At 74.1% G+C, this 13,126-nt stretch carries 11 protein-coding genes; 8 read left to right on the forward strand and 3 right to left on the reverse strand.

Annotation, left to right across the window (positions count from 1 at the left end; all coding sequences use genetic code 11):
- The first annotated feature begins 10 nt into the window (after positions 1-10).
- Entirely contained in the window at positions 11-1,663 is a 1,653-nt protein-coding gene (locus QQM72_RS40895; RefSeq protein WP_399077512.1) for a hypothetical protein, read from the forward strand.
- Between the two features lie 87 nt (positions 1,664-1,750).
- Here the strand turns inward: QQM72_RS40895 and QQM72_RS16945 are convergent, their stop codons facing one another.
- On the reverse strand, positions 1,751-1,933 hold the full coding sequence (locus QQM72_RS16945; RefSeq protein WP_314221714.1) for a hypothetical protein: 183 nt from the start codon (positions 1,931-1,933) through the stop codon (positions 1,751-1,753).
- 131 nt (positions 1,934-2,064) lie between these two features.
- On the opposite strand from QQM72_RS16945, the gene QQM72_RS16950 reads away from it, so the two are divergent.
- The 4 genes from QQM72_RS16950 to QQM72_RS16965 all read left to right on the forward strand — a co-directional run bounded on the left by QQM72_RS16950 (position 2,065) and on the right by QQM72_RS16965 (position 6,266).
- On the forward strand, positions 2,065-3,408 hold the full coding sequence (locus tag QQM72_RS16950) for a helix-turn-helix domain-containing protein (protein WP_314221715.1): 1,344 nt from the start codon (positions 2,065-2,067) through the stop codon (positions 3,406-3,408).
- A 180-nt stretch (positions 3,409-3,588) separates the two neighbouring features.
- Positions 3,589-4,641 (forward strand): permease, encoded by a 1,053-nt coding sequence (locus tag QQM72_RS16955; protein ID WP_314221716.1) that lies wholly within the window; start codon positions 3,589-3,591, stop codon positions 4,639-4,641.
- Positions 4,638-5,447, forward strand: coding sequence for a TIGR03943 family putative permease subunit (locus QQM72_RS16960; RefSeq protein ID WP_314221905.1), 810 nt, complete (start codon positions 4,638-4,640; stop codon positions 5,445-5,447). Before QQM72_RS16955 ends, QQM72_RS16960 begins: the two co-directional genes overlap by 4 nt.
- Before the next feature lie 93 nt (positions 5,448-5,540).
- Positions 5,541-6,266, forward strand: a complete 726-nt coding sequence (locus QQM72_RS16965) for a GAF and ANTAR domain-containing protein (protein WP_314221717.1) — start codon at positions 5,541-5,543, stop codon at positions 6,264-6,266.
- A 90-nt stretch (positions 6,267-6,356) separates the two neighbouring features.
- Here QQM72_RS16965 and QQM72_RS16970 read toward each other — a convergent pair whose 3' ends face one another.
- The gene (locus QQM72_RS16970) at positions 6,357-7,142 is read right to left on the reverse strand and encodes a hypothetical protein (RefSeq protein ID WP_314221718.1); all 786 of its coding nucleotides are present in this window, start codon (positions 7,140-7,142) and stop codon (positions 6,357-6,359) included.
- A 502-nt stretch (positions 7,143-7,644) separates the two neighbouring features.
- On the opposite strand from QQM72_RS16970, the gene thrS reads away from it, so the two are divergent.
- Together thrS and QQM72_RS16980 are read left to right on the forward strand one after the other, a co-directional pair.
- Entirely contained in the window at positions 7,645-8,925 is a 1,281-nt protein-coding gene (gene thrS / locus QQM72_RS16975) for a threonine--tRNA ligase (RefSeq protein ID WP_314221719.1), read from the forward strand.
- A 57-nt stretch (positions 8,926-8,982) separates the two neighbouring features.
- A complete protein-coding gene (locus QQM72_RS16980) occupies positions 8,983-9,942 on the forward strand; it encodes a nucleoside hydrolase (protein ID WP_314221720.1) in 960 nt (319 codons plus the stop codon).
- A 155-nt stretch (positions 9,943-10,097) separates the two neighbouring features.
- Here QQM72_RS16980 and QQM72_RS16985 read toward each other — a convergent pair whose 3' ends face one another.
- Positions 10,098-11,069, reverse strand: a complete 972-nt coding sequence (locus tag QQM72_RS16985; protein WP_314221721.1) for an LAETG motif-containing sortase-dependent surface protein — start codon at positions 11,067-11,069, stop codon at positions 10,098-10,100.
- Positions 11,070-11,337: 268 nt separating this feature from the next.
- Here QQM72_RS16985 and QQM72_RS16990 point away from each other — a divergent pair, with 268 nt between their 5' ends.
- The gene (locus tag QQM72_RS16990; RefSeq protein WP_314221722.1) at positions 11,338-12,987 is read left to right on the forward strand and encodes a glycoside hydrolase family 13 protein; all 1,650 of its coding nucleotides are present in this window, start codon (positions 11,338-11,340) and stop codon (positions 12,985-12,987) included.
- Positions 12,988-13,126 lie beyond the last annotated feature (139 nt).

The following is a 13,126-nucleotide window of genomic DNA, read 5'->3' on the forward strand; positions in this document are numbered from 1 at the left end:
GGAGGGGACCATGCCCGGAACCGTGCTGCTGCTCGCGGCCTCGCCCATGGGCAAGGGATGTCTGGTGGACGCGGCCTCCGTGCTCCCCGTGCTCGCGGCCGTGCCGCCTCCCGTGCTGGCCGGTACCGACACCGCGAACGTCGTCGAACTGGCCGATCCACTGGATCCGCAGGCCGTTCTCACCCGGTTGCGGGCCGCCGCGGTGGCTCCCGGGCCGCTCACCCTGTTCGTCGCGGGTCAGCTCCAGCTCGACCGTAAGCAACGGCTGCCCCACCTGGCGCTCGCCCGTACGACGCCCCCGACCGTGCGGTACACGGCGTTCCCGTGGCACTGGTTCCGTGAGGAGTTGCGGCTGCGTGCGCCCGGCTCCACGACCCTGGTGCTCGATCTGCGCGCGGACCCGGAGACCTGGGACTGGCTGCGGGGGAACACCCTGGACTGCGGGCCCGCGGTCGCCGTCTACGGGCGGATCGCGCCGCCGCCGGGCCGTCGGGCCGTCGCCACGCCGTCGTACATGAGGGCGGTCGCGACGATACTGCGCAGCGGAGGCCGTCCGGCGGTCGAGCGGTTGCACCAGGCGGCGCTGGCCCGCATCGCAGGAGACGGCGAGGTGGGCGACCTGGTACTCACCCCCTGGTCCACCCCCACCACCTCCGACGCGCCCGCCACCTCACGTGCGCCCCTGGCGTCGCCCGCCCCGGTGCCGTCCGGAGTGCCTGCCGCGTTCGGCGATCCCGGCGCTTCGCGTGCACGTCTTGAGCCGGTGGGCCCGACGGCTTCCGGCGTGTCTGCCGCGTCGGGCGGACCCGTCGTCTCGCGGACACCTCTGGCGCCGGTCGCACCGGTGGCTTCGGGTGTGCCTGCCGCGTTCGGTGAACCTGGCGCTTCGCGTGCACCTCTCGCGTCGCTTGCACCCGCCGCTTCCGGAGTACCTGTCGTGTCAGGCGTCCCCGTAGCCTCGGGCGCACTCCTTGCCTCGGAGGTGCCCGACGCTCCAGGCGTATCCACCGGCGCGGAAAAGCCTCTCACTTCGGCCGTACCCGCAGCTCGCGGCGTATCCGCCGGCCCGGGCACACCCCTCGCCCCGGCCGTACCCGCCACTTCTGCCGTACCTGCCGCCCCCGGCGTAACCGCCACCTCCGGCGCACCTGTCGCCCCCGGCGTACCCGCCACCTCCGGCGCACCCGCCACGCCCGCCGTGTCCGCCGGTCCCGCCGTGTCCGCCGGGCCCGGCATGCCTGCCGATCCGCACGTCGCCATCTCCACGGCCGTGCGGGACGGGCGGCACGGTGATGCCGATGTTCTTGCCGCCCGGCTGGAGCAGGTGGCCGCCGACTCGTGGGGGGCCGGGTCCGAGGAGGCGTTGCACTGGGGTGAGGTGCGGGCGGATCTGGCGATGTTCGCGGGGGACGCCGAGCGCAGTTGCCGTACCTGGATGGCGGTCGCCGTCGCCCGGCTGGAGGCCGGGCAGCCGGTCGACGCGCCCGCGGTGGAGGCGGCGGTCGACCGGGCGCACCACCAGTGGGGGCGGATCCCCGACGTGTCGCGGGCCCGCGCGCTGGGCCCCGAGATCGCGCGGCTGCGCGGCCGGGTGCCGGGCCGCCGCGAGGGCGCGCTGGACCACGTCCGGCAGCAGTTGCGGCAGCTTCAGACGCAGGGCTGAGCCGCCCCGGTGACGAGGCGGCTGCCTTCGACGGGCGGGCGGGGAGCCCGAGGCGCCCGGCGATACGACCCGGCGGCGCGGCACGACCTAGCGGCGCTCCGCCGTCTCGTGCCGTGCCGTCGGGGAGGCCGGACCCGCGTCCGTCGCCCTGGCGGGGCCCGCGTTGGCCGCGGTGATCAGGGCCGTCACGGTCAGGACGGCCGCGGCGACGGCCCTGACGTAGGACGCGAACGGGCGTGCGGATGGGCGTGCGGATGGGCGTCCGGGCACGGCTACCTCGCAACGTCGGCGACTGCGATACTCACGTCAGCAAGCTGTTAAGCATGCTTAACTCGCCGTTTAACCTAGAGGCTGCGATAGTCCAACGGCAAGAGGCACAGCGGTAGTTGGGGGAGCCGGGCGTGGGAGAGCGGGACGAGCCGGAGGTCGTCGGCCGCCGGGTGCAGCGGTTGCGGGTCGAACGAGGGCTGACACAGCGGCAGTTGGCCGAGCCGACCTACACCCCGGCCTATGTCTCCACGCTGGAGGCCGGCCGGGTGCGGCCCTCCGACGAGGCGCTCAAACACATCGCCGAGCGGCTGGGCGTCGACTTCGAGGAACTGGCGACCGGCCGCCCCGCCCGCCTCGTCACCGATCTGCGGCTCCGTCTCACCGAGGCCCAGCGGGCGCTGGCCACCGGGGCGGCGGAGGAGGCGGCCCTCCAGTACTCCGGGCTGCTCGCGGAGGCCGAGGAGCACGGGCTGGCGGAGGAGCAGGCCACCGCGCTGCTCGGCCTCGGGGAGTGCGGGATCGACACGGGAGACCTGGACACGGCCCTGCGCTGCTTCGAGCGCGCCGAGGCCGCTCTCGCGCAGGCGCCGCTCCCCGCCCGCGTCCCCGCCCTGCGTGGCCGCGCCGTCGCCCACTACCTCGCCGGTGAACTCCGTTACGCCGTCTACCTGCTGGAATCCACCCTCGACGAGCTCAACCGGGGCGGGCTGCACGACCCCGACGCGCTGCTCCTGCTCTACGCCTCCGTCATCGGCCCGTACATGGACATGGGCGCGCAGGCCCGCGCCGCGCAGGCCGCCGAGTTCGCCCTCGCCCTCGCGCCCCAGGTCGGCGACCCCGCCCTGGTCGCCCGTATGCACCGCTCCGTCGCCCGCACCCTGCTCGCCGAGGGCCGCCTCGCGGAGGCCGACGCCTCGCTGGCCAAGGCGTCCGAGCTCTACCGTCAGCTCCAGCTCCGTACCGAGCTGGCCAACTGTCACTGGATGCGCGGCTACGTCTACGCACAGAACGGCGAACTGGAGCGTGCCGAAGACGAGTTGAAGCAGGCCCAGGCCATGCTCTCCGCGCAGCGCGCCGCCCTCTACAGCAGCCAGGTCGCCGTCGAGCTGGCCGACGTCCTGCACCGGCGGGGCAAGTCGGAGGAGGCCGCCGCGCTGCTGCACACCGTCCTCGGGGATCTGTCGCCCGAGCGGGGCGCCGTGCACTCCGCGGGGGCGCACCGGCTGCTCGGGATCATCGCCGAGGACGCGCGGGACACGGAGGCGGCGGAGGAGCACTATGTGCGCGCTCTCAGCCTGCTGGAGCGGGCGGGTGCCGCGGGGGATCTCGCCGATCTGTGCCGGATGCTGGGGGATCTGTTGCGGCGTACGGGGCGGGTGGAGGCGGCGCTCGACGCGTATCGCACGGGGCTGGGGCACCGTACGGCGCCGGGGACGACGACTCTGGGGCCGGCGCCCGCGCAGCCGCCGCTCTAGTTTCTCCCGCCCCAGCGGCCCCTTCCCGTCCCCTCCCTGGGGTCTGCCGCCCCCGGACCCCCGCTTCGGCCCTGAACGGGCCCCGTCCTCGAGCTCGCCCGGAGGGGACACCCCCAAACGGGCTGGAAGGGGGGCTGGGGTCACAGCATTTCCACTGGTGAGGGCGTTAGCGTGCGCCGCGTGGAGAATCAACGGACGGTTGCCGACGGCCTGCGGGTCGTCGTGCGTGCGTCCGTGTACGCCGTGCTCGGCGGTGCCGCGCTCGTCGCCATCGCGACCGTCGTGTCCGTTCTCGGGCCGACGCTCGCGCTCGACCTCTACACCCCGCCGGTGGCCGCCTGGTGGACGGTGTTCACCGCCGTCGCCGTCCAGGGGGTGCCCTTCCTGCTGCTCGGTACGGTCGTCTCGGCGGCGATCGGCGCGTTCGTGCCGGAGCGGGTGTTCCGGCGGCTCCTGCCGCGCAATCCCGCGCTCGCCGTGCCGGTGGCCGGTATCGCCGGGGCCGTGCTGCCCGGCTGCGAGTGCGCCTCGGTGCCGGTGGCCGGGAGCCTGATGCGGCGCGGGGTCGCCCCGGCGGCCGCCCTCGCCTTCCTGCTCTCCGCGCCCGCGATCAACCCGGTCGTGCTCGTCGCGACCTCCATCGCCTTCCCGGGCCAGCCGAAGATGGTCCTGGCCCGGCTGCTCGCCTCGCTCGGCACCGCCGTGCTGATGGGCTGGCTGTGGGCGCGGTTCGGGCAGGAGAAGTGGCTGCGGCTCCCGGGGCGCGGCACCGCGTCGGCCCACGCCACCGGCGCCCGCGCCACCGGCGCCCGCGCCACCGGCGCCCGCGCCACCGGCGCCCGCGCCTTCCTCACCGGACTTCAGCACGACTTCCTGCACGCGGGCGGCTTCCTGGTGCTGGGCGCGGCGGCCGCGGCGACCTTCAACATCGCCGTCCCGCGCTCGGTCCTCGACCTCTTCACCGGGTCGCCCTGGCTCGCGGTGCCGCTGCTGGCCGTACTGGCCGTCGTGCTGTGCGTGTGCAGTGAGGCCGACGCCTTCGTCGCCGCCTCCCTGAGCGCCTTCCCGCCCACCGCACGGCTGGCGTTCATGGTGGTGGGCCCGATGGTGGACCTGAAGCTGCTCGCCCTCCAGGCGGGCACCTTCGGCCGGTCCTTCGCCGTACGGTTCGCGTCGGCGACCTGGGTGGTGGCCGTGGCCGCAAGCGTCCTCGTGGGGTGGTGGCTGCTGTGAGGCGGTACGGACCGGCGGCGCTGCTCCTCCTGACGGGCGGCGCGGTCCTGCGGATCACCCTCTTCGGCGATCTGTACCTGCGCTATGTGCAGGCGGGCATGCGGCCCTACCTGATCGTGTCCGGGGTCGCCCTGGTGCTGCTGGGCCTCGTGACGGCGGTCCTGCGCCACCGCACGCCCGGCCCGCACGAGGACGTCCACCACGAGTACGGCGAAGGGCGCGCCGGGCACGAGGACGGCGAAGGGCACGCCGGGTACGAGGACGACGAAGGGCACGCCGGGCACGAGGGGCATTCCCACGGCCCCGCCGGGCCCCGCGTCGCCTGGCTGCTCACGCTCCCCGCCCTCGCCCTCCTCCTCTTCCCGCCCCCGGCCCTCGGCTCCTACAGCGCCGGCCGCGAGGCCGCCCAGCGGGCCGCGCAGGGCGTCGGCGCCTTCCCGGCGCTCCCGGCGGGCGACCCGGTCGAGCTGACGGTCGCCGAGTTCAGCTCGCGCGCGATCTACGACAGCGGACGCTCGCTGAAGGGCCGTACCGTCCGCCTGACCGGCTTCGTCACCCACGGCGACGACGGCACCTGGTACGTCACCCGCCTCGTCGTGACCTGCTGCGCCGCCGATGCCACCACCGGCAAGGTCGAGATCCGGAACGCGGACGACGACGTCCTGCCCGCCGACACCTGGGTCACCGTCACCGGCGCCTGGCGGCCGAAGGGCAAGCTCGGCTCCGACGCGGCCTGGCCGCCGGTCCTGGACGCGGTCACGGTCACACAGGTGGAACAGCCGGCGGATCCGTACGAGAAGCCGTAGCCGCGGCAGGTTGTCCTGGCGGGCGGGCGGGGTACCCGGCGCACCACGGGAGGTGAGCCGGCCCGTCGACGCAGGTGATGGCAGGTGATGACCATGGACCACCGGGATCGGGACCGGATCGCCGAAGTCATCGCCGAGGAGACGCGCGGCGCCGGTCCGCGGGAGGTGCCGCAGCGGCTGTGCGACGCCGTGCTGAAGCTGCTGCCGGTGAGCGGGGCGAGCATGTCACTGCGCGGCGACGGCATTCCGGTGCCGCTGAGCGCGAGCGACGAGCGGGCCGCGTATGTGATGGAGATGCAGGTCAGCCTGGGGGACGGGCCCTGCTTCGAGGCGGTCGAGACCGGTTCGGTGGTCTCGGCCCGGGATCTGATGTCGAGCCGGGACGCCTCCCGCTGGCCGGTGTTCGCCCAGCAGACGGCGGCGCTCGGGGTGCGGTCGGTGTACGCGCTGCCGCTGGGCGACCGCGCGGTGTGCGTGGGCACCCTCGATCTCTACCGGGACGTGCCCGGCGAGCTCGCCGCCGAGGAGGTCGGCAGGGCGCGGGTGGTGGCCGAGATCGTGACGGACGCGCTGGTGGCGCTGCCGCGGGCAGAGTCGGACGACCCGGACGACCTCGGCCGCTGGCTCAGCCCGCTGGCCACCGATCACGACGACGTGTACCGGGCCGTCGGGATGGTGATGGCCCAGCTCGGGGTCGCCGCGGACGAGGCGCTGTCGCTGCTGCGCGGCCACGCCTTCGCGAGGAGCCGTACGGTGCTGGACCTGTCCCACGAGTTGGTCGCCCTGCGGACGCGCTTCGACGATGACCCGCCTCTCTGATGCCGCCTCGCTGATGCGGCGCCTCTGATCCCGCCTCTCTGCTGCGGCGCCTCAGACCTGTGCCTCAGACCTGTGCCTCAGACCTGTGCCTCAGACCTGCACCTTCCCCTGCTGCCTGACGTCGGCCAGTCGCCGGACGCCGAGCTGGACGGCCGCCTGGGTCGCCGCGTTCGGCGCGTCGTTCAGGCCGCCGTTGGTGAGGGTGAAGGAGTCCTGGCCGGCCCGGACGGCGGCGACGTCCAGGGTGAGGGCGGTCGGATCGCCGCCGGGGTTCTCCTCGGCCGTCGCCCAGATCGTCAGGGTCACGCGCAGGCCCTGGCGGACGTCGCCCACCTCCGGCAGCGGCAGCTCGGAGACCTGCGCGTCCAGCACGGTGTCGCCGGTCGCCTTGGCCGTGAACCGGGCGCACTTCTGCGGCATCGTCCTCAGCCAGGCCAGCCGGGCGTCGACGTCCGCCGGACGGCTGCCGCTGAGCTGGTAGCGCAGCTGGGCGCCGGCGTCCGGATCGTCGAGTCCGACGACCGCGCGGGCGGGGCCGCCGAGCAGTTCGTCGGCGTAGAGGGCGTCGAGGAACTTCTGACAGTCGGGGACCGAGGTGGTCGCCTTGAGCATGCCGTCGCGCCAGGTGGCGGCGCCACGGGTCGGGGTCCAGGGCGCGCCGAGGTCGGTTTCGGTGATGAGGGCGGCGCGCGCCTGCGCCTCGCTGAGGACGGGCGAGGTGGTCGGCGCGGTGGGCCTGGCCGACGACCGCTCGACGGTCGGGGTGGCCGGGGCGGCGGTCGGCGGGTGTTCCAGACCGAGGGTGGCGCAGCCGCTGGTGAGGGTGGCGACGGCGACGAGGAGGAGCGTGGAGGCGAGGAGGGGGGGACGGGCCATCGGGGTGCCTCCAGGAGTGCGCGCGCGGGTGCCTCCTCTCACGGCAACACCGCTGCCACGAGCCGACCAGCGCGGCGGGCCGTACGGGTTACCGGCGTTGGTGCGGGCGGGTGGCGCGGGCCGGCCGGCGGGGCGACGGGCGGCGGAGCGGGCGGACGGCGGGGCGGCGGACGGAGGAGAAGGTGGGTGGCGGGGCGGCGGACGGCGGAGAAGATGGCCGACGGGGGGAGAAGGCGGGTGACGGGGTGGCCGACGGGGGGAGAAGGCGGGTGGCGGGGCGGTCGGCGGGCGGGGTGGGCGGCGCGCGAAAACCGATCGCGTCGCGCGGGTTGCGTTGCTACGGTCGTCGGCATGAAGCGCGCCCAGCCGTCCCTCACGACGACGCCGGACCCCGTCCCGGCGCGCTGATCCACGAACTGGATGTCCGAAGCCCCGGGGCGAGTCCCCGGGGCTTCGACGTGCTCCGGTGGTTCCTCGCCCCTCCCCGATCGAGGGAGCCCTCATGAACGACCGGCACCGCGCCCCGGAGCACCACGATCCGGAGCCTCACGACCCGGAGCACGGCCACGGCCATGACCACCGGCGCCTGGGCCGCGAGCTCGGCCTCTTCGACACCGACCCCCTGATGGGCGCGGGCCTGCCGTACTGGCTGCCGGACGGCGCGGTCGTACGCCACGCCCTGGAGGAGTACGTACGGCAGGCCGAGCGCGCCGCCGGCTACCGGCACGTGTACTCGCCGGTCCTCGGCAAGCGCGAGCTGTACGAGATCTCGGGTCACTGGGATCACTACAGCGAGGACATGTTCCCGCCGATGGAGCTCGGGGCCGAGCAGGTCGTGCTGCGCCCCAGTCTCTGTCCCCACCACGCGCTCATCTACCGTTCCCGCTCCCGCAGCTACCGCGAACTGCCGCTCCGTATCGCCGAGTTGGGTGGCATGTACCGCTCCGAGCCGTCCGGTGTGCTCGGCGGGCTGACCCGGGTACGGGCCATCCAGCTCAACGACGCCCATATCTTCTGCACCCTGGAGCAGGCCGTCGAAGAGGCTCGGGCCGCCCTGGAACTCATCGGCCGCGCCTATGCCGACCTGGGGATCCGCCCGGCCCGGTACCGCCTCTCCCTGCCGGGCGAGGGCGGTAAGTACGTGGCCGACCCGGAGCTCTGGCGGCGGGCCACCGACCTGCTCCGGGAGGTCCTTCGGCAGGCGGGCATCGCCTACGAGGCCGTCGAGGGCGAGGCCGCCTTCTACGGTCCGAAGATCGACGTGCAGATCACCGACCGCGCGGGCCGCGAGGCGACCCTGTCCACCGTCCAGATCGACTTCCACCAGCCCGAACGCTTCGACCTGCACTACATCGGCGCCGACGGGGCCAAACACCGCCCGGTGATGGTGCACCGCAGTGTCATCGGCAGTGTGGAACGGGCCGTGGCGCATCTCCTCGAGGAACACGGCGGCGCGTTCCCCGTGTGGCTGGCGCCGGTCCAGCTGGCCGTGCTGCCGGTGTCGCAGGCGCAGGAGGAACAGGCGGCGGAGCTGGTGCGGCGGGCGGTGGCGGCGGGGCTGCGGGCGGAGCTCGCCGGGCCGGACCGGGGCAGCCTGGGGGCCCGGGTCCGGGCGGCGCGGCTGGTGCCGTACCAGGCGGTGATCGGGGAGCGGGAGGCGCAGGGCGACCTGGCCGCCGTCCGGCTGCGCGACGGCCGCCGCCCGGGGGCGCTGCCCGCCGACGAGCTGGTCCGCCGGATCGGCGAGCGGGCGGCGGCCCGTGGGACCGGACTGTGGGTGTGAACGCGCCCGCATAGGGTCGGTGGCGACGGCGACCGTGGTGCGGAAGGAGTCCCCGAGGTGACCGAGCAGCCCATCCCCGTGATCATCGACTGCGACACGGGTGTCGACGACGCCCTCGCCCTGCTGTTCGCGGTACGCCATCCCGGCCTGGACGTGCGGGCGGTGACGTGCGTGGCCGGGAACACGGACGTGGACGGCGTGGTCCGCAACACGCTGACCGTGCTGGAGTACGCGGGCGCCGGCGACATCCCGGTCGCCCGTGGCGCCGAGCGGCCACTGCTCGAACCGGTCCGCACGGCAAGCCATGTGCACGGCCAGGACGGCATGGGCGACCTCGGCCTGCCCGCCCCGACCCGCAGGGCGGTCGACGTGGACGCGGTCACGCTGCTGCGCCGGGAGATCCTCGCCTCCCCGCGCCCGGTCACCCTCGTTCCCACCGCCCCGCTGACGAACATCGCCCTGCTGCTGCGCACCCACCCGGAGGTGACCCGCAACATCGAGCGGATCGTGTTCATGGGCGGCGCGGTGACGACCGGGAACGCCACGCCGGTCGCGGAGTTCAACGTGTGGCACGACCCGGAGGCGGCGGCGATCCTGCTCACCGCCGGCGTGCCGATCACCATGTACGGGCTGGACGTCTTCAAGCGGGTCCTGGTGCCGGCGGCGGACGTGGCGCGGCTGCGGGCGAGTCCGGAGCCCCGTCTCCGGCTGGCCGGCGAACTGCTCGCCCACCGCGACCCGGCCACCTCCGGCGACCCCACGCCCACCGGTGGCCTCGGCGACGCGGGCGCGGTCTGCGCGGTGGCCGACCCGGCGGGGCTGACCACCGAGCTCCTCCCGGTGGAGGTCTCGCTGGCCCCCGGCCCGGCCCGGGGCCAGACGGTCGTCGACCGCCGCCCGCGCGCCGGCGAGTCCGAGATCCACGAGGGCGCACGCGAACAGACCCTCGTGGACGTGGGGTTGGACGTGGACGTGGAGCGCTACGTGAAGCTGTGGCTGACGGCGTTGGAAGGCTAGCCCTCCAACCCCCGAGGCTCCTCGGGCCCCAAGCTCCTCAAGCCCTTCAGCCCCTCAAAGGCAGAACGCGGGTCCGGGGGTACGTCCCCCAGACCCGCGTCACGTCGGCGGAGCCAGCTGAGTCAGCCGCTCAGCCGCTCAGCCGACTCAGTCACTCAGCCGCGCAGCGCCTTGCGGCGTCGGGTCGCGGCGACGATCGCCGCGCCGCCCGCCAGCAGTGCGGCCGCGCCGCCCGCGATCAGCGGGGTGTTGCTGTCCGCACCGGTCTCGGCGAGGTCACCGCCGCCACCGTTCGGCGTGGGGGCCGGTGCGCTCGTCGACTCGGACGCGGACGGGGTCGGCGTGCCCGACTCCGGCGCGGACGGCGACGGAGACGTGCTCTCGGACGCCGACTCGGAGGGCTCCGACGGCTCCGAGGGCTTCGACGGCTCCGACGGGGTCGAGGCGGACGGCGAGGGCGGCGACCCGTCCCCGGCCGGCGGGGACGACGGCGGCTGCTCGGTGACCGTGCAGTCCTTCGTGCCGCCGTTCCAGGCCGCGATCAGCTTGTCCTTGATGACCGGACGGTCCGGCCCCTTGGGCAGGTCCCCGTGGACGAACCCGTCCTTCGCGTCGAGCTTGCCGTCGAACTTGACCGCGCCCCGGTAGAGGTCGATCTGCGCGAAGCAGCCCGCGTCGGGCACGGCGATGTCGAGGGTGTCGGTCTGGCCGGGCTTGACCGTCACGCTGTCGAAGTCGACGAAGACCTGCTCGCCGGAGGTGCCGAAGCTGGAGCCGTGGGCGAGGTAGGAGGCGAGCGAGGCGGTGCACGTCGACGCGTCGCCGGCCGCGCGGACCTTGACGTGGATCTTGCCGTCCTCGGTCGGCCTGAGGTTCTGGTCGTCGACCCGGACCGAGTCGTAGAAGTGTGCGCCGTCGAGCGAGAACTGGCAGCGGTCGGTGCCCGTCTCGGTGCCCGCGCCCGTCCCCGGCTGGTACTGGCCGCCGGACTTCCAGCCGTCGCCACCGGGAGTGCCGGTACTGGCGAAGGCGCCGGAGGCGGCGGCGACGGAGGCGGCGCACAGGGTGAGCGAAGCGGCGCCCGTCCCCAGCAGGCGGCGCACGGTGACACGTCTCGCTATGGACATGCGTATCCCATTCTTGGCGAGTGCCAGGACTGATCGGCCAGAGCTGAATGGCCGGGGCTGATTGGTCAGATCAGAAGAAGAAACACCAGGCCCTCCGGTCACAGGGGCCACAGCGTGGGCCCATCGTCGTGCGGACCACAGACCGCTGTCAACCTGCGTCAAACCTCAGGGAGTTCAAGGTTCCGTCACATCTCCCTCACGTTCGGAATGATCCGCTCCGAACGGCTCGCACGTTCACTTTCCGGGCACAATGGACAGACTTCCGCTCATGACCGACTTCTCCTCCCACCGCCCCGACTGGTGGCGCCAGGCCGTCGTCTACCAGGTCTATCCACGCAGCTTCGCCGACGCCGACGGCGACGGACTCGGGGACCTGCGCGGTGTCACCGACCGGCTGCCCCACCTGGCCGGCCTCGGCGTAGACGCCCTCTGGCTCTCCCCCTTCTACCCGTCCGAGCTCGCCGACGGCGGCTACGACGTCGCCGACCACCGGGACGTGGACCCGCGCCTGGGATCCCTGGCCGACTTCGACGCGCTGGCCGCCGAGGCCCACCGTCTCGGTCTGAAGGTGATCGTCGACCTCGTCCCCAACCACACCTCCCACCAGCACCCGTGGTTCCGGGAGGCGCTGGCCGCCGGCCCCGGCTCCCCGGCCCGCGAGCGCTACGTGTTCCGTGACGGACGCGGCCCGAGCGGCGAACTCCCGCCCACCGACTGGCAGTCGGTCTTCGGCGGCAGCGCCTGGCAGCGCGTCCCCGACGGCCAGTGGTACCTGCACCTCTTCGCCCGTGAGCAGCCCGACCTGAACTGGGACCACGAGGAGGTCCGCGAGGACTTCCGCACCACCCTGCGCTTCTGGTCCGACCGGGGCGTCGACGGCTTCCGGGTGGACGTGGCCCACGCCCTCGCCAAGGACCTCACCGAACCCCTGCGCGACCTGGGCACACCGGAACTCGTGGGCGAGGACGTCCTCGACCGCCTGCCCCCCGGCACCCACCCCTTCTACGACCGCGACGAGGTCCACGAGATCTACCGCGACTGGCGCCGCGTTCTCGACTCCTACACCCCGCCCCGTACGGCCGTCGCCGAGGCCTGGGTCCCGGGTGCCCGACGCGCCCTCTACGCCCGCCCCGAGGAACTGAACCAGGCGTTCAACTTCGAGTATCTCCAGGCGGGCTGGGACACCGAGGAGATCCGCACGGTCGTGACCGACTCCCTGGCCACCGCCCGCGCCGTCGGAGCCTCGGCCACCTGGGTGCTGTCCAACCACGACGTCCTGCGCCACGGCTCCCGCCTCATGCTGCCGCCGGGCACGGACGACAACGCCTGGCTCCTCTCCGGCGGCCACGCCCCGCCCGTCGACGAGGCGGCCGGCCTGCGCCGGGCCCGCGCGGCGACGCTGCTGATGCTGGCGCTGCCGGGATCGTCGTACGTCTACCAGGGCGAGGAACTGGGCCTGCCCGAGGTCGCCGACCTGCCCGTGGAGGTGCTCCAGGACCCGCTCTGGGAGCAGACGGGCCGGGTCCGCAAGGGCCGCGACGGCTGCCGGGTGCCGCTGCCGTGGACGACGACGGGAGCGTCGTACGGCTTCGGCGCGTCCGGCGCCTGGCTGCCGCAGCCGCCGTACTTCGCCCGGTACGCCGTCGAGGCCCAGGAGGGCGTGCAGGGCTCCACGCTGGAGCTCTACCGCGCGGCCCTGCGCCTGCGCCGCAAACTGCTCGACGGGGAGGAGCTCGACTGGCTGCGGGACGGCACCCCGCCGGGTGTGCTGGCGTTCGCCCGCCACGACGGCTGGCGGTGCGTGACCAACCTGTCGGACGTGCCGGTGCCGCTGCCGCCGGGCGAGGTGCTGCTGAGCAGCGTTCCCCTCGACGACGACGGGCTGCTGGGCCCGGACACGACGGTGTGGCTGGCCTAGGGAGACCCGTGGTGGCTCCGGCCGGGGCGAAAGCGGAAGTGAAACATTGCGGTCCGCGCGACCTGATCCGCCGCACGGGCCGGGCCCCGTGCGGTACCGGAGCGGCCGGCCGACAGCTGTCGGCCGGCCGCTCCACCGT

It is taken from the genome of Streptomyces zaehneri (genome assembly GCF_032248645.1).
Classification (GTDB): Bacteria; Actinomycetota; Actinomycetes; order Streptomycetales; family Streptomycetaceae; genus Streptomyces; species Streptomyces coriariae.